Genomic DNA, 20,293 nt, shown 5'->3' with positions numbered 1-20,293 from the left:
CGCGTTCTCGTCCGGAACGGATGCCGGAAGTGGGGGCCTTAGCCATCGAGGGTCCATTCCGCTTCGAATTCGTCGATCTCGTCCTGGCTGAGGGAGACCAGGCCGAGGTCGGAGGGGGTGCGGCCGCCGGATTCGGGGTGGCGGGTGTGTTCGGCGACTCCGCGGAGGTGGGCGAACCATGCCTCCGCCAGGGTTCGGACCGTGTCGGCGCGGACGACGCCCTCGGGCCAGGACCAGGTGGCGACCAGTTCGGGGCCGCCCGGCAGGTCACGGGTGACCGCGTCCACCTCGATCGCGTAGCGCGCGGGCAGGGCGGGGTCGGCGCCCCGTGGGAGGGCGTGATCGGCGACCGACCAGGGCTCGGCTCCGGTGCCGACCGCCAGTCGGCCGAGGTAGTTGAAGCAGATGAGCGGCGCGTCCAGGGCGGCCAGCCCGGGGGCCGTCTCCGGGTTGAGGTGGCGCAGCACCCCGTACCCGTGGCCGCCCGGTGGCAGCGCCCGCAGCTGTTCCTTGACCGCCTTGACCGCGTCGCCCGCGGCCCGGCCGCCGGCCCGCGCGTCGGCGAGGTCGACGGGTCCGGGGTCCAGGCGCACGGGGGACACGGCGGTGAACCAGCCGACGGTGCCGGAGACGTCGGCGCCCCCGCCGGTGTCCCCACCTCCGACGTCGCCGGTGCCTCCACCTGCGGCGTCGCCGGACTCATGGTCGCGGCCGTGGCCCTCTCGGTCGATGAGGACGCCGCCGGGAGCGCCCCCGGTCCATTCCCGCAGTGCCAGGGCGAGGCCCGCCAGCAGGACGTCGTCCATCCCGCCGCGGAACGCCTCGGGCGCCGCCGTGTGCAGGACTGTGGAGTCGGGGCCCGCCAGGGTGAGGGTCAGGTGCCGCGTGGTGGCGGCGGTGTCGCGGGCCGGGTCGGGGACCCGCTCGACCGGCAGCGGGGCGGCGCCGGTGTGCACCGCCGTCCACGCCGGAAGCTGCGCCAGGGCGGCCGGGCGGTCCGCCCGCGCGTCGAGCGCGCGCGACCAGCCGCGCAGCGAGGTGGCCGGCCGCGACGACTCCACGGCCCCGCTCTCCCAAGCGGCGCGCAGGTCCGGCAGCAGGATCCGCCAGGACACGCCGTCGACGACCAGGTGGTGGACCACCAGGACGAGCAGCCCGGGCGCGTCGGAGCCCGCGTCGATCCACACCGCCTGCACCATGCGGCCGGCGTCGGGATCGAGCCCGGCCTGCGCGCGCCCGGCCTCGGCCGCGGCCTGCTCCGCCGGGTCGCCCTCGGCGGGGACCCGGCGCAGGCAGGCGTGGGCCGACACCGCACCCGGCGGCGGGACATCCAGGGACCACCGGTCGCCGCGCACCAGGCGGGCGCGCAGGGCGTCGTGGTGGTCGAGGACCGCCTGGAGCGCCAGCGCGAGCCGCCGCCCCCCGGCGGCGGGCGGCACGTGGACCGCCATGGCCTGGCTGAACCTCCCGATGGGGCCCCCGCGCTCCCGCAGCCACGCCATGATCGGCGTCTCGGGGACGGTGCCCAGGGCGGCGCCCTGCGGTTCGCCCGCCGCTGCCGGGCCCGCCGCGAGCGGGACGGCGACGGCGGCGAGCGCGGCGGGCGTGCGGTGGCGGAAGACGTCCTTCGGGTCGATGAGCAGCCCGGCGGCGCGTGCGCGGCCCACCATGCGGATGGAGGCGATGCTGTCGCCGCCGAGCTCGAAGAATCCGTCATCGGGGCCGACCTCGGGCACCTTCAGGACCTCGGCGAACACCGCGCGCAGCAGGTGCTCGGCGTCGGCGGGCGGCCGTCCGGCGTCGCCGGGCGCGACCGGCTCCGGCGCCGGCCGGGGCGCCGGTGCGGCCGCCTGCGGGTGCGCGCGGTGGCGGGGGAGGGGGCCCGCGTCCCAGGCCGACAGCGGGGCGTCCACGTCGGCCGTCATCGCGCGCAGCAGCCGGGTCAGCCCCTCGCCGAGGGCTCGGGCGGTCTCCGCGTCGAACAGGTCGGTGCTGTACTCGATGAAGCCCGCCATGCCCTGCTCGGGGTCGTCCACCACCGTGAACGTCAGGTCGACGGCGGCCACCCCCGTCCGCACCACCAGCGGGCGCACCCGCAGGCCGGGCAGGTCCAGGCGGGCCGGGGCGGTGTTCTGGTAGGCCAGCATCACCTGGAACAGCGGGTGCCGGGCCACCGAGCGCGGCGGGTTGAGCAGATCCACCACCGTCTCGAACGGCAGCTCCTGGTGGTCGTAGGCGGCCAGCGCGGTGCGCCGCACCCGGCCCAGGAGTTCGCGCGCCGTCGGGTCGCCGGAGGTGTCGGTGCGCAGCACCAGGGTGTTGACGAACAGGCCGACGACGTCGTCGAAGGCGGGGTCGGCCCGGCCGGCGACCGGCGTGCCGACAGGCACGTCCGTCCCCGCGCCCGCCCGGGTCAGCAGCGCCGCGAGGCCGGCCTGCCACACCATGAACGGGCTCACGCCCAGCGCGACGGCGGTGGAGCGCACGTCGGCGGCGAGCCCGGGGTCGACGGCGAATTCGGCCAGGTCGCCGGCGTGGCCGGTCTCGGCCGGGCGGGGGCGGTCGGCGGGCAGCGGGGTCTCCGCCGGGAGGCCCGCGAGCGCCGTCCGCCAGTACTCCGCCTGAGCGGAGAGCGGGGTGTCGGCGATGGCGCCGCCGTCCTCGCCCAGCAGCCCGCGCTGCCAGACGGCGTAGTCGGCGTAGCGCGCGGGCAGGTCCGGCCGGTCGGGCGCCCGCCCGGCCGGCCGCGCCGCGTACGCCTCTCCGAGGTCGCGCAGCAGCGGGGTGAACGACCACCCGTCGCCCGCGATGTGGTGCACCACCAGCAGCAGCACGTGCTCATCGGGGCCGAGCGCGAAGAGCGTCGCGCGCAGCGGGGTTTCCGCGGCCAGGACGAAGGGGTGCCGGGCCGCCTCGGTCAGGTCGGCGTCCAGCATCTCCGCCGACGTCGGGCGCACCTCCAGGCCGGTGTCGGCGGCCGCGCGCACGACCTGGCGTGCGACGCCGTCGACCATCGGGAACACCGTGCGCAGCACCGGATGGCGCGCCACCGCATCAGCGAGGGCGGCCCGCAGCGCCGCCTCGTCCAGCGGCCCGGACAGGCGCCGGGCCGCGGCGATGTTGTAGGCGGGGGAGGGGCCTTCGAGCCGGTGCAGGAACCACAGCCGCTGCTGGGCGAACGACAGCGGTACCGCCCCGTCCGGCGCGCTCCCGCCCTGCGGCGCCGCGGGGGCCGAGGGCCCGGAGGCGCCGGGGCGGCCGTGGCCGAGAGCGGCCGCCACCCGGGCCGGGGTGCGGCCGTCGAACACGGCCGCCATCGGCACGTCGGTGTCCAGGGCGGCGCGCAGACGCGTGACCAGGCGGATGGCGAGCAGGGAGTGCCCGCCCAGGGCGAAGAAGTCGTCGTCGGCGCCCACCGCCGCCACCCCGAGGACGTCAGCGAAGTGCGTGCGGACGATCTCCTCGCGGGGATCGCGGGCGGCGTGGGACCCGCGGCCGGCGCCGGGCACCGCGGCGCGGCCTTCGTCCGCCGCCGGGAGCGGGCGGGCGGGCGCGACCAAGTCACGGTCGTCCGCCGACCACGGGTCGAGGTCCGCCACCGGGCGGTCGGCGTCCTCGGCGAGCCGGCCCAGCAGCTCCAGGAAGCGGTCCAGCACCAGGCGGGCGGCGTCGGCGCCGAACGCGGGGGCGCGGTGGTCGAGCAGCACCGTCAGCCGGTCGCCCCGCGGGACGACGGTGAGCGCGAGCGGGTAGTGCGTCGCATCGCGGCCGTGCACGCCGGTCACCGTCAGCCCGCCGCCGGGGTCCAGCCCGGCGTCGGGGTAGTTCTCGAAGACGAGGAGGGTGTCGAACAGAGTGTCCCGCCCGGCCGCCCGCTGGATGTCGGCCAGCCCGAGGTGGTGGTGGTCCAGCAGCGCTGCCTGCTCACCCTGGAGGCGGCCCACCAGCTCCGCGGCGGTCTCGCGCGGCAGCGTCCGCACGCGCACCGGAACGGTGTTGGTGAACAGCCCCACCATGGACCCGGAGCCGGGCAGCTCGGCGGGGCGGCCCGCGACCGCGGTCCCGAACAGGACGTCGTCGCGCTCGGTCAGGGTGGCCAGCAGGAGGCCCCACGCGGCCTGGACCAGGGTGTTCACGGTCCAGCCGCGGTCCGCGCACGCGGCGGCGAGCGCGCCGGCATCGGCCACCTCCGCGCCGATGCGCTCGGGGGCGCCCTCCGCGGGCCGGCCGGCCACGAGGGTGGGCGCGGCGACATCGGACAGGGCGGCCGACCACGCCGCGAACGCGGCGCCGGTGTCGCGCCCGGCCAGCCAGGCCAGGTGGGCGTGCGGGGCCGGCGCGTGAGGGAGGCCGTCGGCGCGGCCGTACAGCCACAGCAGCTCCCGGGCCAGCAGCGCCAGCGACCAGCCGTCGAGCAGCAGGTGGTGGCAGGTGAGGATGAGCCGGTGGGCGCCGGGGCCGGTGGGGGCCAGGACGAACCGGAGCAGCGGCGCGGTCCCCAGCACGAACGGGCGCTCGCGCTCCGCCTGCTCCACGGCGGCGAGCCCGGCCGCGGTGCCGGTGTGGGCGGCGGTGCGCAGCGGGTCGGCGGCGTCGTCCATGACCACCATGAAGGACCGGCCGTCGGCGGCCGTGCGGAAGGCCCCGCGCAGGACCGGATGCCGGTGCAGCACCTCCTGCACGCACCGGCGCAGCTCCGCGGTGTCGACCGGGCCGGCCAGGTCGACCGCGAACTGCACGATGTAGGCGCCCGGGTCCGTCTCGGCGTGGTAGAGCAGGCCCTCGGCCAGCGGGGTCAGCGGCAGGATGTCGGCGACACCGGGGTCGCCGGCGGTGAGTTCGTCGATGGCGATCTGGTCCAGGCCGGTCAGCGGCACGTCGCTGGGGGTCAGGCCGGCGGTGCCGTCGGCGGCGTGGGCGGCCAGCGCCGCCAGCGCGCGCGTCCAAGCCCCGGCCAGCGCCTCCACCTCGGCGTCGGCCACCACCCCGGCCGGCCACGACCAGGTGACCGACAGCCGGGGGCCGTCGGGGTGGTCGCGCACGTCGGCGTCCACCTCCAGGGCGTGGACGGCGGCCAGCCCCGGGTCGGCGCCCGACCGCAGGGCGCCGTCCTCACCGGCCAGGTCCCAGTCGCCGCCCGCTGTGCCGAACCTCCCCAGGTAGTTGAAGCCGACCTCGGGGGCCGGGGCCGCGGGGGCCGCCGGGGCGTCCCCCGAACGCGGGGCGAGGTAGCGCAGCAGGCCGTACTCCTGCGCCCCGGCCCGGGACGCCGACAGCGCCTCCTTGACCCGGCGCAGCGCCCGGCCCGCGGCGGGCCCGCCGGAGATCGCCTCGTCGGCGTCGATGGGACCCGGATCGAGGCGGACGGGGTGCAGCACGGTGAACCAGCCGACGGTGCGCGACAGGTCGTCGGCGCCGTCCCGGCCGTGCCCCTCCAGATCGACGGTGAGCGCGGTGCCGCGCGCCCCGCGATGCCGCCGCCGATCGGCCGCGGCGATCACCAGCGCGGTGAGCAGCACCTCCTCGACACCGGTACGGAACGCCGCCGGCACCTCGTCCAACAGCGGGACGGTCCGGTCCGCATCGAGCGTCCACGTCACCCGCCGCGTCGACCCGGCCGTATCCCGAGCGGAATCGAGCCCCCGCACGGCCCCGATCCCGTCGTCATCCCACACGGAACCGGAGGGGGCGGCCGGGTCCGTTGTGCGGGCGGCGGCGAGGGCCGCTCGGTCGGTCAGGCGCAGTGCATGGCCGCGCAGGGACGTCGGGACCGGTGGGAGGACGGGCTCCTCTCCCGATGCCAGGGCGGTGTGGGCGGCGGCGAGGTCGGCGAGCAGGATGCGCCAGGACACGCCGTCGACCACGAGGTGGTGCCCCGTGCACACCAGGCGGCCCGGAGTGTGCGGGCCGGTGTCGAGCCACCGCAGGCGCAGGACCGACCCCGTGTCGGGGTCGAGCCCGGCCTGGGCGGCGTCGGCCTGCGCGTCGACGGCGGCGGCGAGCGCCTCCGCGTCCAGCCCGGCGGCGTCCACCCGGTGCAGCACCGACGCGGCGGCGACCCGGCCGGCGGCGGCGATGTCCAGCCGCCACGGCCCCGCGCCGGTGCGGTCCAGCCGCGCCCGCAGCGCGTCGTGGTGGTCCAGCAGCCGCTGCACCGCGGCCGTCATCGTGTCGGCGGACGCCCCCGCCGGGGTGCGCACGACCACGGTCTGGCTGAACCGGCCGATCTCCGGGCCGCGGCCGCGCAGCCACTCCATGATGGGCGTCGCCGGGACCAGGCCGGTCCCGTCGGTGGCGTGTGCGGCGGTGGCGGCGGCCTCCCGGGCCACGGCGGCGAGCCCGGCCGGGGTCTGCTGCTCGAACACCTCACGCGCGGTGAACTCCAGGCCCGCCGCGCGCGAGCGGCCCACCAGGGAGATCGCCTGGATGCTGTCGCCGCCGATGGAGAAGAAGCGGTCGTCGGCGCCGACCTCCGGCAGTCGCAGCACCTCGCCGAACAGGGAGCAGAGCAGCCGCTCGCGGTCGGTCGCGGGCGCGCGGCGGGCGGCCCGGCCCGCGGGGGCCGCCGGGGCGAACTCCGGCGCCGTCGCCAGGCGCTTGCGGTCCAGCTTCCCGCTGGGGCTCAGCGGCAGCGCGCCGACGCCGACGAAGGCGCCGGGGACCATGTACTCGGGCAGCGCGGCGGCGGCGTGCTCGCGCACCGCGGCGTGGTCGGCCCCGTCGCCGACGAGGTAGCCGACGAGCCGGTCGTCGCGCACGGCCACGGCTGCGGCGCGCACCTGCGGGTGGCCGCCGAGCACCGCCTCGATCTCGCCGAGCTCGATCCGCAGGCCGCGCAGCTTGACCTGGTCGTCGGCGCGACCCAGGTACTCCAGCACGCCGTCGCGGTCGAAGCGGGCGATGTCGCCCGTGCGGTACATGCGCGCCCCCGGCGGGCCGTAGGGGTCGGCGGTGAAGCGCTCCGCCGTGAGCCCGGGGCGGCCGAGGTAGGCGCGGGCGAGCTGGGCGCCCGCGATGTAGAGCTCGCCGGCGACCCCGGGGGGCACCGGCGCCAGGTCCGGGCCGAGCACGTACATGGCGGTGTTCCACACCGGGCGCCCGATGGGCACGGTCGGCCCGGCCCGGCCGGGGACGCTCTCCAGCGCCGTGACGTCGACCGACGCCTCCGTGGGGCCGTAGAGGTTGTGCAGCTCGACGCCGGGCAGCAGCGCGTGGAACTCCGCCGCGAGGTCGGCGGGCAGCGCCTCGCCGCTGCACAGGACCCGGCGCAGGCCCGTGCACTGCGCGGGCACCGCCGGGTCGGCGAGGAAGGCCCGCAGCATCGAGGGGACGAAGTGGACCGTGGTGACGCCCTCCACCCGGATGAGCTCCGCCAGGTAGGCGGGGTCGCGGTGGCCGTCGGGCCGGGCGACGACGAGGGTGGCCCCGGTGATCAGCGGCCAGCAGAACTCCCATACCGAGACGTCGAAGCTCGACGGCGTCTTCTGGAGCACCGGCTCGCCGGGCGCGAGCCGGTAGGTGTCCTGCATCCACAGCAGCCGGTTGACGATCCCCGCGTGCGGGACCACCACCCCCTTGGGGCGGCCGGTGGAGCCGGAGGTGTAGATGACGTAGGCGGGGTGCAACGGGTCGGGGCCGGGCGGGGCGGGCACGTCGCCGGATCCGGTCCCGTCGGTGGCGGGAAGCTCGTCGAGCAGGATCCGGGGCACATCGGGGGGCAGGCGGTCGGCCAGCGCGGACACGGTGAGCACCGTTGCGGGCGCGGCGTCGGCGAGCATGTAGCCGATCCGGTCGGCGGGGTAGTCGGGGTCCACCGGCAGGTAGGCGCCACCCGCCTTGAGCACCGACCACAGGCCCACGACCAGCTCCACCGAGCGGGGCAGCAGCAGCGCCGCGGTCCGCTCCGGGCCGACGCCGGCCGAGCGCAGCACCCCCGCGAGCCGGTCGGTGGCCCGGCCGAACTCCGCGTAGTCGAGCCGGCGGTGCCCGACGACCAGCGCGGTCGCGGCGGGGGCGGCCGCCACCTGCTCCGCCAGCAGTTCCGGAAGGGTGGTCCGGGGGACGTCGGCGGCGGTGGCGTTGAAGTCGCGGAGGATGCGGTGCCGTTCGACGTCGCCGAGGATGTCCACGTCCGAGACGGTGCGGCCGGGGTCGTCGAGCACGGCGCGGATCAGGCGGTCGGTGCGGTGCAGCAGGGCGTCGACGGTCTCGGCGTCGAAGGTCTCGGTCCGGTGGGCGGCCTCCAGCAGCAGGCCGTCGTCGGTGAGCACGGCCGCAAGGGACAGCTCGAACTGGGCGGTGCCATTGGACACCGGGATGTCGCGCGCGGCGATCCCGGGCAGCGCGAAGCCCTGGAGCACGTCGGTGCGCAGCGAGAACAGCACGTCGAACAGGACCGGCCGTCCGGCGGCCCGTTCCGGGGACAGCTCGGTGACGAGCCGGTCGAAGGGCAGCCGCGTGTTCGCGTAGGCCCCGGTGCACACGTCGCGCAGGTGGCCGAGGAGATCCCGGAAGGTCTGGCGGCCGTCGACCGCCGATCGCAGCACGACGGTGTTGCCGAAGTTGCCGATGAGGCCGGCGGCCTCCGGCCGCGACCGGTCGACCACGGGCGTGCCCAGGGCGATGTCGGCGGAGCCGGTGTGGCGGTGCAGCACGGCGGTCACGGCGGCGGCGGTCAGCATGAACGGGGTCACCCCCTCGTCGCGGGCGACCTCGCGCAGCCGCGCGGCGACGGAGGCGGGCAGGGAGCGGGTCCGCCGGTCCCCGGCCTCAGCGGGCGCCGCCGGACGCGGCCGGTCCCGGGGCAGGGCGAGTGGCTCGGGCAGCGGGGTCAGCCGCTCCCGCCAGAAGCCGAGCTCGCCGACGGGGTCGGGCCGGTCGTTCTCCCAGACGGCGTAGTCGGCGTACTGCACCCGCGAAGCGGCGCCCGGAGCCCCTGGGGAGCCCGGTGCGGTGTCCGACGACGTGGAGGGACCGGCCGCCGGCAGGGCGGAAGGCGCGGTCGCAGGCGGCGTGGGGGGCGCGGTCTCCGGCGAACCGAGGGGCGTCGTCGTCGACGGGATGGGGGATGCGGCCGCCGAAGACGAGCCGGCCGCGCCGGGCGCAGCGGGACCGGCCGTCGGCGCCTGTCCGGCGGCGGACGCATCGGGGACCGTGCGGGCGGCGGGCGCATACGGGACCGTCGTGGCGGGGTAGCCCGCGGCGATGTCGCCGAGCAGGATCTGCCAGCTCGCGTCGTCCCAGGCGATGTGGTGGGCGACGATCAGCAGTACGTGCTCGTCGTCGGCGTAGCGCAGCAGCCGCAGCCGGAGTGGCGCCTCCGCCCCCAGGTCGAAGGGGGTCCCACCGACATCGGCGGCGGTCTCGGCGAGGTCGCGCTCGCGCGCCGCAGCGGGCACCGCCGTCCGGTCGAGGAGCAGCGGGGACGGAGCGAGATCGGGCCGCACGACCTGGGTCTCGCCATCGGGGTAGACGGTGTGCAGGATCTCGTGGCGCGCGCAGGCGGCCGCCGCGGCGGCGGTGAACGCGGCCGCGTCCAAGGGGCCGGACAGGCCGACCGCGGCGCAGATGTTGTACGCGGTGCCGTCGGGGTCGAGCTGCTGGAGCGTCCACATCCGCCGCTGGGCGGCCGACAACGGAGCCGACGCCCCGGCCGCCCGCGGCCGGATCGGCGCCCCGGCGGGGGACTCCCCGCTGAGCCCGGACTCCGCGAGCTTCCTGCGCAGCAGTTCCCGCTTACGCGCACGGGCATCCCGCACGCGGCCCTCGTCGGTCACCGGCGGCCCTGCCCCTCGGTCGGTTCCATCACTTCGGTTGCCATCGCGCTGGGATGTTAGCTTAGGCAAGCCTTACCGATCAACGGTGGGGTGGGCCACTCGACCGCGGTGCCCGGGAGGCCATGCACCCCCCGCGGGTCCCCGGTTCCCGGGCTCGGCGCTCGGGGTGATCAGCGGGCATCGGGTCCCCTCGGGTGGGTTCCGGTGGCAAGGGGGATCTTAAGTTAGCCTCTCCTAATTCGTTCGCTATGATCTCCCCCGTGATGCAACGGACCATGCGTGCCGAGCGCCGGGATCCGGCCCGGATCGGGGGGCTGGCGGGGGCTCTCGTGGTGCTTGCGGCGGTGCTGGTGCTGTCGATGGCGGTGGGCAACCGCTACATCCCGCTCGACGAGGTCGTCCGGCTCACTGGGCGTCCCGAGGCCGGCGAGACCTCCGCCATCGTCAACGGGATGCGGCTGTCGCGCACCCTGTTCGGGCTGGCCGTCGGGGTCGCCCTGGGCATGGCGGGCGCGCTCATGCAGGGGCTGACCCGCAACCCCCTGGCCGATCCCGGCCTGCTCGGGGTCAACGCGGGCGCCGCCCTCGGGGTCGTCCTCACCAGCGGCGTGTTCGGCGTCACCGCCCTCTACGGCCACATCTGGTTCGCCTTCGCCGGCGCGCTCGCGGCCACCGTCGTCGTCTACCTGCTCGGCGGCCTCGGCCAGGGCGGCGCCGACCCCGCCAAACTCGCGCTGGCCGGCGCCGCCGTCTCCGCGCTGCTCCAGTCGGTCATCGCGACCATGCTGCTGCTGGACGCCGCGACCCTGGACGAGTACCGGTTCTGGGCCGTCGGCTCGCTCAACGTTCCCGACCGCACCACCCTCGCCCAGGTGCTGCCCTTCCTCGCCGCGGGCGCCGCCCTCGCTCTGGCCACCGCGCCCGCCCTCAACAACCTCTCCCTCGGCGACGACGTCGCCCGCTCCCTGGGCCAGAACGTCCGATGGGTGCGCATCCGCGGCATCGCCGCCATCACCCTGCTCGCCGGCGGCGCCACCGCGGTGTGCGGTCCCATCGCCTTCGTCGGTCTGGTCGTCCCGCACATCGCCCGCGCCCTCACCGGAGCCGACCACCGGTGGGTGCTCGCCTACTCCGCCGTGCTCGCCCCCACCCTGCTGCTGGCCGCCGACGCCGTCGGCCGCGTCTTGGGCGGGCGCGCCGAGATCCACGTCGGCATCGTGGTCGCCTTCGTCGGCGCCCCCTTCTTCATCGCCCTGGTCCGCCGCCGTGGAACGCCGGAGTTGTGATGGCCCTCCTGCACATCGAGCGCAACGGTCCGCTCACCATGTACCGCGTCGCCGGGCGCCTCGGCCCCTCCGGCGTGCTGCGGCCGCGGGCGCTGGCCGTCGGCGCCGTCCTCGTCGTGCTGGCCGCCGCGGCGTTCTGCGCGCAGCTGAGCACCGGCTCCTACCCCGTCACAGCGGCCGAGGCCCTGCGGGCGGTCTTCTGGTACGGCGACCAGGCGACGGTCGACGTCGTCTACCGGCTGAGGCTGCCGCGCGCCCTCGTCGCCCTGCTCGCGGGGCTGGCGTTCGGCCTGGCGGGCGCGGTGTTCCAGACCCTCGCCCGCAACCCGCTGGCCAGCCCCGACGTCATCGGCGTGACCGGCGGCGCCAACACCGCCGCCGTCGCCGGGATGGTCCTGGGCCTGGGCGCCGGGCTGGGCGTGTCGACCCTGGCGCTCCTCGGCGCCGCGGCCGGCGCGGCGGCGATCCACGTGCTCGCCTGGCGGCAGGGCACCACCGGCTACCGGATCGTGCTGGTCGGCATCGGCATATCGGCCCTGTCCACGAGCGCGACCGCCTACCTGCTGCAACGCGCCGACCTGTTCCAGGCGCAGCGGGCAGTGGTGTGGCTGACCGGCAGCGTGAACCTGCGCGACTGGGGGCACGTCGCCCCGCTCGCCGCCGCCGTGGCCGTGCTGGTCCCCGCCGCGCTGGCGCTGTCGCGCTCCCTGTCCACCCTCTCCCTGGGCGACGAGACCGCCCGCGGCCTGGGCGTGCCCGTCCAGTGGGCGCGATCGGGGCTGCTGGCGGTCGCGGCGGGCCTGGTCGGGTTCGCCACCGCCGCCGCCGGGCCGGTCGCGTTCGTGTCCCTCATCGCCCCGCAGATCGCCGTGCGGCTGACCGGCGGGCCGCCGTCGGCGCCGCCCCTGTTCGCCTCCGCGCTGACCGGGGCCGTGGTGGTGCTCGCCGGGGACCTCGCCGCCCAGCCGTGGGACCTGCCCGTCGGTGTCGTCACCGGCATCGTCGGCGCGCTCGGCCTGCTGTGGCTGCTGGCCCGCGCGAACCGCACCTGACCGGAAGGCTCGGAGATGACCGATGAGAACCGCCTGCGCGCCGAAGGGCTGCGCGTCGCCTACGACGGCCGGACCGTGATCGACGGCGTCGACATCGAGATCCCGCCCGGCCGGACCACCGTCATCGTCGGCGCGAACGCCTGCGGCAAGTCGACCCTGCTGCGTGGGCTGTCCCGGCTGCTCTCCCCGGCGGGCGGGGCGGTCTACCTCGACGGCGCCTCCATCCACCGCATGCGCACGCGCGAGCTGGCCCGCCGGCTGGGCATCCTGCCGCAGTCGCCGAAGGCGCCCGAGGGGATGACCGTCCTCGAACTGGTCACCCGGGGCCGCAGCCCGCACCAGACCCTGTGGCGGCAGTGGTCGGCGGCCGACAGCGCCGCCGTGCGGGCCGCGCTGGAGGCCACCGGGACGGACGGCCTCGCCGGCCGCGCCGTCGACGAGCTCTCCGGCGGGCAGCGCCAGCGCGCCTGGATCGCCATGGCGCTCGCCCAGGAGACCCCCGTCCTGCTGCTCGACGAACCCACCACCTACCTCGACCTCGCCCACCAGATGGACGTCCTCGACCTCATCGCCGACCTCAACCGCGAGGGCGACCGCACCGTGGTCATGGTGCTGCACGACCTCAACCACGCCGGGCGCTACGCCGACCACGTCGTCGCCATGAAGGACGGCGGCGTCGTGGCCGAGGGCGACCCCGCCGACGTCCTCAGCGCCGCCCTCATCGCCGACGTGTTCGGCCTGCGCTGCGAAGTGATCAAGGACCCCCTCAGCGGGACCCCGCTCGTGGTGCCCTTCGGCCGGCACCGCTGCGCCGACCCCGCCTGACCGCCTGTTCCCGCGCCCCCTCCCGGCCCCCGAACCCGCCACACCACCCCCCGCACCGCACCCGAACCCGTCCCCCAAGGAAATGGAACGCGCCATGCCACGAACGCTCCTCGCCCGGCCCGCCGCGGCCGCCGGCCGCGGCCCGCTCGCCCTCGCCGGCGCAACGGCCCTCCTCGCCCTGCTCACCGCCTGCGGCGGCACCGCCCCCGGCGGGTCCGCCGACGACGAAGCTGGCGCCGATGGCGGCGGCTGGGAGTTCACCGACGACCGCGGCGAGACGATCTCCCTGCCCGAGCGCCCCGAGAACGTCGTCATGCAGGTCAACGCCGCCGCCGCACTGGTCGACTTCGGGGTCGACCCCGCCGCGGTCTTCGGCCCGCGCACCCTCGGCGACGGAAGCCCGTCCCCGCAGGCCGGCGACGTCCCCGCCGACACCCCGTCCGTGGGCACCGAGTTCGGCGAGTTCGACATGGAGGCCTACCTCGCCGCCGAACCCGACCTCGTCGTGACCATCATGTACGGCGAAACGCTGTGGTACCTGCCCGAGGAGGGCATCGAGGAGATCGAGGAGACCGCGCCGATCGTCGCCGTCCAGCTCGCCGGGGTGCCCGCCGACGAAGCGGTCGAGAAGTTCGCCGACCTCGCCGGATCCTTGGGCGCCGACCTCGACTCCGCCGAACTGGCCGAGGCGCGCGAGCAGTTCGAGGCCGCCGGCGACGCGCTGGCCGAGGCCGCCGAGGCCCAGCCCGACCTGTCGACCCTGGTCGTTCAGGGCACCCCGGACACCCTCTACATCGCCAAGCCGGAGTTCTACAGCGACCTGGCGTACTTCCAGGCCAAGGGGGTGGACATCGTCGTCCCCGACGGCGGAGAGGGGCCCAACTGGGAGGAGCTGAGCTGGGAGCGGGCCTCCACCTACGACGCCGACCTCATCCTCACCGACGACCGCGAGATCGCCCTGCCGCAGGACGACCTCGCCGACATCCCCACCTGGACCGAGCTGCCCGCGGTCCAGGAGGAGCAGCTGGGCCTCTGGCACGCCGAGACCCCGATGTCCTACCAGAAGCTCACGCCCGTGGTCACCGAACTGGCGGAGACCATCGAGGGGGCCGACCCCGATGTGGCCTGAGGAGTTCGCCGCCCGCTACCGCGAGCGGGGCTACTGGACCGGCACCGTACTCGGCGACGTGCTGCGCCGCGGCGCAGCACGCCACCCCGACCGCACCGCCCTGGTCTGCGGCGACCGGCGCTACGACTACGCCGCCCTGGACGCGTGGGCCGACCGCACCGCCGCCGGGCTGCTGCGCCTCGGCATCGGCGCCGGCGACAACGTGGTGATGCACCTCCCCAACACCGCCGAGTTCGTCGGCCTGTCCTTCGCCCTGTTCCGCATCGGGGCGCGGCCGGTGTACGCGCTACCCGCCCACCGGCGCAGCGAGATCGCCCATCTGTGCGCCCTCAGCGAGGCCGTGGCCTACGTCATCCCCGACCGCCACGCGGGCTACGACTTCCGCGACCTCGCGACCGAGATCCAGGCCGGGGCGCCGGCCCTGCGCCACGTGCTCGTCGCGGGCGACCCCGGCCCCTTCACCGCGCTGTCGGGCGTCGACGCCGACCCGGTGCCGCTGCCCGACCCCGACCCCTCGGCGGTCGCGCTGTTCCTGCTCTCGGGGGGCACCACCGGGCTGCCCAAACTGATCCCGCGGACCCACGACGACTACGCCTACAACCTGCGCGCCAGCGCCGAGGTCGCGGGCCTCGGCGCGGACACCGTCTACCTCGCGGCGCTGCCGGTCGCCCACAACTTCCCCCTCGCCTGCCCCGGCGTGCTGGGCACCCTGCACGCGGGCGGCACCGTCGTGCTGACCGCCAGCCCCAGCCCCGCCGACGCGTTCCCGCTGATCGAGCGGGAGCGCGTCACGGTCACCGCCCTGGTGCCGTCGCTGGCGCTGCTATGGCTGGAGGCCGCCAAGGCGACCCGGCGCGACCTGTCGTCCCTGCGGCTGCTCCAGGTCGGCGGCGCGAAGCTCAAGGAGGGGCCGGCCCGCCGGGTGGCCCCCGAGCTCGGCTGCGCCCTGCAACAGGTCTTCGGCATGGCCGAGGGGCTGCTCTGCTATACCCGCCTCGACGACCCCGGCGAGATCGTCGCCACGGCCCAGGGCCGCCCGCTGTGCCCCGACGACGAGGTCCGGATCGTCGACGCCGACGGGATCGACGTCGAGCCCGGCGCCACCGGCCAGCTCCTCACCCGCGGCCCCTACACGCTGCGCTGCTACCACCGGGCGCCGGAGCACAACGCGCGGGCGTTCACCGACGACGGCTTCTACCTGACCGGCGACCTCGTCCGCGCCCTGCCCACCGGCCACCTCGTGGTGGAGGGCCGGGTCAAGGAGGTCATCAACCGGGCCGGCGAGAAGGTGTCGACGGAGGAGGTCGAGGGCCACCTGCTCGCCCACCCCGCTGTGCACGACGCGGCGCTCGTGGGGGTGCCCGACGACCTGCTCGGCGAGCGCACCTGCGCGTTCGTGCTGCCGCGCGGCGCGGCGCCCTCCCACGCCGACCTGACCGCCTTCCTGAAGGACCGCGGGCTGGCCGACTACAAGCTGCCCGACCGCCTGGAGGTGCTGGCCGCGTTCCCCTACACGGCGGTGGGCAAGGTCAGCAGGAAGGCCCTCGCCCGCCGCGCTGCGGGGTGACCCGCGCCCCGGGCGGCGTCGCCGCCCGCCGTGGTCCGTCCGCGGCCCGCTGCGGGGCGACCCGCTCGGGCGGGCCCCGGGCCGGGCGCTCCCGCGCGCCCGGCCCGCCGGGCTCAGCGCGCCGCGACCGGCTCCGCCCGTGCAGCCTCGCGGGCGCGGCGGACCACGAACGGCGCGATGCTGCCCAGCTTCTCGCAGGTCTCCTCGTACTCCCGGTCGGGCGTGGAGTCGGCGACGATCCCCGCTCCGGCGCGCAGCCAGGTGCGCCCGCCCCGGCGGTAGATCGCGCGCAGCACCAGGGCGGAGTCGAGCGCACCGTCGGCCGACACCATCAGCACCGCCCCCGCGTACAGGCCGCGCGGCCGCTCCTCCAGCGCGCGGATCCGCTCGTAGGCGGCGCGCTTGGGGATGCCCGACGCGGTGATCGCGGGGAAGAGCGCGGCGAACGCGTCCAGCGCCGGCCGGCCGGCCGCGAGCCGGCCGTCGATTCGGGAGCCCAGGTGCTGGACGCTGCCGCGCTCCTTCACCCGCATGAACTCGGTGACCGCGACGCTGCCGGGCGCGCACAGGCCCTCCAGCTCCTCGCAGGCCAGCTTGACCGACGCGGCGTGCTCGTAGACCTCCTTGGGGTCGGAGAGCAGGTCGGCCCGGCGGGCGGCATCGGGGGCGCCGTCGCCGCCGAGGGCGCGGGTGCCCGCGAGCGGCAGCGTCGCCACCCCGCCGTCGGGGGAGACCTCGGCCACCGTCTCGGGGCTGAACCCGGCGGCCTGCCAGCCACCCAGGTCGAGCAGGAACGACCGCGACGGGGTGTTGTTGGCGCGGCCCAGCGCGTAGGTCGCGGCCAGGTCCGCGTCGAAGCCCACCTCCACCTCACGGGACAGGATCACCTTGCCGAGCCGCCCGGACCGGATATCGGCCACCGCCGAGGCGACGGCGGCGCGGTAGGCGTCGTGCCCCGCGGCCGCGTCGACGGCGACCGGGGTGGGGGCAGCGGCCCCGGGGGAGCCGGCGGGGTCCCGCAGCAGCTCGCGGACGTCGGCGAGCCGGTGCTCGTCGAGGGTGCGCACCACGAGCTCGTCGGCGCCCATCCGCACCTCGGTCCGCGGGACGAAGAGGTGGAGCAGCGGCGTCCCGGGGGCGGGGAGGGGCTGCCCCGCGATGGCGTAGGCGAGCTCGAAGGCGGCCCACCCGAAGGCGCGCCAGCCCTGCACGCCCGCGCCGGCCAGAGCGTCGCCGACCTGCGCCAGCGACGGCCCCGCCCAAGGTTCGACCCGGGTGCTGCCGTCGACGGTGCTGCGCACGGACGCGCCGTCCAGGACGACATCGGCCAGCGGGTCGCCGGCGAACCACCAGTCCCCGCCGCGCTCGTAGACGACGTACCCCTCGAACAGCCCCGACCCCGCCAGCCGCCCGGCCAGCGCCAGCGGCTCGAACCGGCCGGGGATTCTCAACTCGTGGTAACGGCGCACCGCAGACACAGGCTCTCCCATACGCGACGACGGAGACAAGGATTAGGCAAGCCTCGCCTAACCTACTGTCCCAGTCGAGGGAAGGGAAGTCCGGGGGCCGAAGGGCCGGCCAGGAGCCGGTCCTTCGGCCCCGATGGTGCTCAACCGAACCGGCGGCGGCCGTAGAGGCGGAGCAGGAACAGCAGCAGGGCCGCGTTGCAGGCGAGCCCGGCCAGCAGGTAGGGCCAGAAGGCCGCGCCTTCGGCGGACAGCCAGTAGACCTTGACCGGCCAGTACGACGGCAGCACGCCGAACAGCAGGTCCCACGGTGCCGGGAGGAAGTAGGGCAGGATCGGGACGCCGGCGATCACCAGCCCTATCGCCCGCACCACGGCGAGCCCCTCCACCTTGTTGCCCGCGACCAGGGCCATGACCACGGCCACCAGCGCCGCCACCAGGCCGGCGCAGAGCGAGGCTCCGAGCATCCCGGGTACCGCGTGGGCCGGCATCAGGCCGCTCAACGCCATCCCGATGACGACGTAGGCGAAGCTCACCCCCACGACGGTGGCCACCCGGTAGGCCGCGAAGGTCACCATCGGGACCGGGGTGACGCGCAGGGCGTGCAGGGTCCCGGTGTCCTTCTCATCCAGCAGGAGCAGCCCGGCCAGGGCACCGAGCAGCATCGGCTCGCCGGCGATGATGAACATCGACACGACGAGGTCGTGGTAGGGGGCGAGGTCGAAGGCGTAGCGGTCCCGGAGAAGGCCGGTCAGAGGCGGCAACGCGTACCGCGGGATGGCGACGTAGGTGAAGGGCGCCACCATGAGGAACAGCAGCATGGAATCCCGCCGCACCCCGGCGAGGTCGTTGCGGCCGAAGGCGCGGACGGCCCGGAGCGCGGACCGCCGGGGCGGTGCTGCCGGCGCGGTCATGTGCCCTCCCCGGCGACGATGTAGCGCTGGAAGACCCGCCGCGCGATGACCAGCAGGACGCCCGTCCACACCAACGGGACCAGGACACAGGCGGCGAGCTGCGCCCCTGTGAGTTCGATCTGCCCGAACGCGGCGCCGAACATCAGCAGGGGCCCCTGAGTCGGGATCAGATAGAGGACGGGGTGCTCCCACAGCCCGGAGTAGTGGATCAGCGGCACGTTGAGCAGGCCGAGCCAGAACGTCGACGGGAGCACCCAGTCCGTGATCGAGACGTAGGGGACGGCGCTCGAAAAGCTCACCAGGAGCATCACCAGGGCCCCGGTCACGGCCCCCAGCAGCACGAGCGGGACGTCGAAGCCGACTCCGTGGACGGGCAGGATGATGGCGAAGCTCAGCACCACGGTCAGCGCGGTCAGCGTCACGAGCTTGGCCACGATGTAGGCGCCGAACCGCAGGGGCGTCACCACCAAGGCGAACAAGGTGCGCTCGCCCTTCTCGAAGAACAGCGACCCGGCGATGAAGAAGAACGCCACGATCAGCAGGTCGCCGAAGAGCACCAGCGGCGCCGCGACATCGCGGTAGCCGGCGGGGATGGGCAGCAGGATCGCGAGCCACACCGCCGCCGAGAACACCGCCGCGTACAGGAAGCCGTAGCGCTGCTGGAGGCGCAGCTCCAGGCGCATGGTGGCGGCCAGCCCGCTCATGTCAGGCTCCGGCCGGTGACCTCGACGAACACGTCGTTGAGGGACGCCTCCTGGCTGTGGATCGCCTCGATGCGGTGGCCGCGCAGCAGCGCGTGCAGCCCGGCGTCGTCGGCCGCCCCGTCGAGGGGGAACTCCGCGTGCTCCAGCGCGTCCCCGCCATCGGCGCGGTAGTCGACGCGGATCGTGCGGCGGCTGCGGGCGATCCGCAGCTCGGCGGGTGAGTCGAGGATCGCGATCCGGCCGTCGACCACGAACGCCACCCGGTCGCACAGCTCCTCGGCGGTCGCCATGTCGTGTGTGGTCAGAAAGACCGTGCGGCCTTCGGCGCGCAGCTCGGCGATCATGTCCCGGACATTGCGGGCGTTGCGCGGGTCCAGCCCGGTGGTGGGCTCGTCCAGGAAGAGGAGCTCGGGCCGGTTGAGCAGGGCGCGCGCGAAGGTGAGGCGCGACTGCATCCCCTTGGAGAACTTCGACACCCGCGTGCGGGCGTCGCCGGCCAGGCCCACCCGCGTGAGGAGCGCCATCGGGTCCTCCGTCGCGCCGCTGTAGAGCGAGGCGAAGAACTCCAGGTTCTCCAGTGCGGTGAGCTTCTGGTAGTGGTTGGGCAGCTCGAAGGAGACGCCGATGCGCTCGTAGTAGGCGCCGCCCCATTCCCGCGGAGGGCGCCCCCAGACCTCGACGGTGCCCTGCGCTCCGGTGAGCAGGCCGATGAGGATCTTCTGCGTGGTGGACTTCCCGGCGCCGCTGGGGCCCAGGAAGCCGAAGACCTCGCCCCGGCGGACCTCGAAGTCCATGCCGCGGACGGCCGGCCCGGCCGCCTTGGGGTAGGTGTACTCCAGGCCCCCGACGCGGATCACGGTGTCCTGGGCGGTGGCGGCGCCCGTGCCGCCGGCCGGATGGGTGACGGTCACCGTCCCGTCCCCTTCCCGGAGTCGCGGTCGCTCTCGCGCTCGTGCCAGCGGTCGCGGATCGCCGAGTACTCGCCGACGAGGAAGTCGTACATCTCGTAGAGGTCGCGCAGCCGGTCCAGGTCCTCGGGCGGGGCGCCGGCGAGCCGCTTGAGGCCGTCCTCGGCAAGCTGCCGGACCGCGGTGGCCTGCCGGACGCGGTTGTCGATCTCCTGGCGCCACATGCCGGGGCGGACGCGGTAGTGGTGGCGGCGCGACCCGGGGACGGTGACGCGCTCCACGGCGCCGGCGCGGACGGCCATCCGCATGGACGTGCTGACGGATCCTCGGCTGATCCCGAGCGCGGTGGCGATGTCCTCCGCGGTCTGGAGCGCAGGGCTGCACACCATCAGGTGGCCGAGGACCCGGCCGTCCATGCGCGGCAGCCCTTCGTTCTCCCAGTACTGGGCCAGCTCCTCGGTGAACGCCTCGCGCTCCGGGCGCAGGGGGTCGTCGGGGGTTTCGGGCATCGTGCCCCTCCTTGTGCGTGTTCTCGTCACACACAGTAGGAGCGAAAATCCGAACTTTCAGTATTTTCTGAAAGTTCAGCCGATAGGGATCCGTTAAGATCCGCGACCCGTGCCCGCGGCCCCGGTCCGCCGGCCCGCGCACGGGTCGGCGGACCCG

General features: G+C 75.6%; 11 protein-coding genes. 5 read left to right on the top strand and 6 right to left on the bottom strand.

Annotation, left to right across the window (positions count from 1 at the left end; all coding sequences use genetic code 11):
• Nucleotides 1-38: 38 nt before the first annotated feature.
• Nucleotides 39-9,776, bottom strand: coding sequence for an amino acid adenylation domain-containing protein (locus ACFOVU_RS23520; protein WP_378537057.1), 9,738 nt, complete (start codon nt 9,774-9,776; stop codon nt 39-41).
• A 263-nt stretch (nt 9,777-10,039) separates the two neighbouring features.
• Between ACFOVU_RS23520 and ACFOVU_RS23515 the strand changes: the two genes are divergently transcribed.
• The 5 genes from ACFOVU_RS23515 to ACFOVU_RS23495 all read left to right on the top strand — a co-directional run bounded on the left by ACFOVU_RS23515 (nt 10,040) and on the right by ACFOVU_RS23495 (nt 15,635).
• Entirely contained in the window at nt 10,040-11,062 is a 1,023-nt protein-coding gene (locus ACFOVU_RS23515) for a FecCD family ABC transporter permease (protein ID WP_378538192.1), read from the top strand.
• Nucleotides 11,062-12,114, top strand: a complete 1,053-nt coding sequence (locus tag ACFOVU_RS23510; RefSeq protein ID WP_378537055.1) for a FecCD family ABC transporter permease — start codon at nt 11,062-11,064, stop codon at nt 12,112-12,114. Before ACFOVU_RS23515 ends, ACFOVU_RS23510 begins: the two co-directional genes overlap by 1 nt.
• A gap of 15 nt (nt 12,115-12,129) precedes the next feature.
• On the top strand, nt 12,130-12,939 hold the full coding sequence (locus ACFOVU_RS23505; RefSeq protein WP_378537053.1) for an ABC transporter ATP-binding protein: 810 nt from the start codon (nt 12,130-12,132) through the stop codon (nt 12,937-12,939).
• Nucleotides 12,940-13,033: 94 nt separating this feature from the next.
• A complete protein-coding gene (locus tag ACFOVU_RS23500) occupies nt 13,034-14,068 on the top strand; it encodes an ABC transporter substrate-binding protein (RefSeq protein WP_378537051.1) in 1,035 nt (344 codons plus the stop codon).
• A complete protein-coding gene (locus ACFOVU_RS23495) occupies nt 14,058-15,635 on the top strand; it encodes a (2,3-dihydroxybenzoyl)adenylate synthase (protein ID WP_378537050.1) in 1,578 nt (525 codons plus the stop codon). The genes ACFOVU_RS23500 and ACFOVU_RS23495 overlap by 11 nt, the downstream gene beginning before the upstream one ends.
• Nucleotides 15,636-15,748: 113 nt before the next feature.
• Here ACFOVU_RS23495 and ACFOVU_RS23490 read toward each other — a convergent pair whose 3' ends face one another.
• The 5 genes from ACFOVU_RS23490 to ACFOVU_RS23470 all read right to left on the bottom strand — a co-directional run bounded on the left by ACFOVU_RS23490 (nt 15,749) and on the right by ACFOVU_RS23470 (nt 20,136).
• Nucleotides 15,749-17,113 carry a salicylate synthase gene (locus ACFOVU_RS23490; RefSeq protein WP_378537049.1) on the bottom strand — a complete coding sequence of 455 codons (1,365 nt, stop codon included), beginning with the start codon at nt 17,111-17,113 and terminating at the stop codon, nt 15,749-15,751.
• A gap of 131 nt (nt 17,114-17,244) precedes the next feature.
• A complete protein-coding gene (locus ACFOVU_RS23485; protein WP_378537047.1) occupies nt 17,245-18,015 on the bottom strand; it encodes a hypothetical protein in 771 nt (256 codons plus the stop codon).
• Nucleotides 18,012-18,719: a fluoroquinolone export ABC transporter permease subunit gene (locus ACFOVU_RS23480; RefSeq protein ID WP_378537045.1), complete on the bottom strand. Its 708-nt coding sequence runs from the start codon at nt 18,717-18,719 to the stop codon at nt 18,012-18,014. Before ACFOVU_RS23480 ends, ACFOVU_RS23485 begins: the two co-directional genes overlap by 4 nt.
• A complete protein-coding gene (locus ACFOVU_RS23475; RefSeq protein ID WP_378537043.1) occupies nt 18,716-19,630 on the bottom strand; it encodes an ABC transporter ATP-binding protein in 915 nt (304 codons plus the stop codon). The genes ACFOVU_RS23480 and ACFOVU_RS23475 overlap by 4 nt, the downstream gene beginning before the upstream one ends.
• Complete coding sequence (locus ACFOVU_RS23470; protein ID WP_378537041.1) at nt 19,627-20,136, bottom strand: GbsR/MarR family transcriptional regulator; 510 nt, start codon at nt 20,134-20,136, stop codon at nt 19,627-19,629. The genes ACFOVU_RS23475 and ACFOVU_RS23470 overlap by 4 nt, the downstream gene beginning before the upstream one ends.
• Nucleotides 20,137-20,293 lie beyond the last annotated feature (157 nt).

This window comes from Nocardiopsis sediminis, from assembly GCF_042650565.1.
Lineage (GTDB): Bacteria > Actinomycetota > Actinomycetes > Streptosporangiales > Streptosporangiaceae > Nocardiopsis_B > Nocardiopsis_B sediminis.
This window is presented reverse-complemented; position numbering and strand designations above follow the sequence as displayed.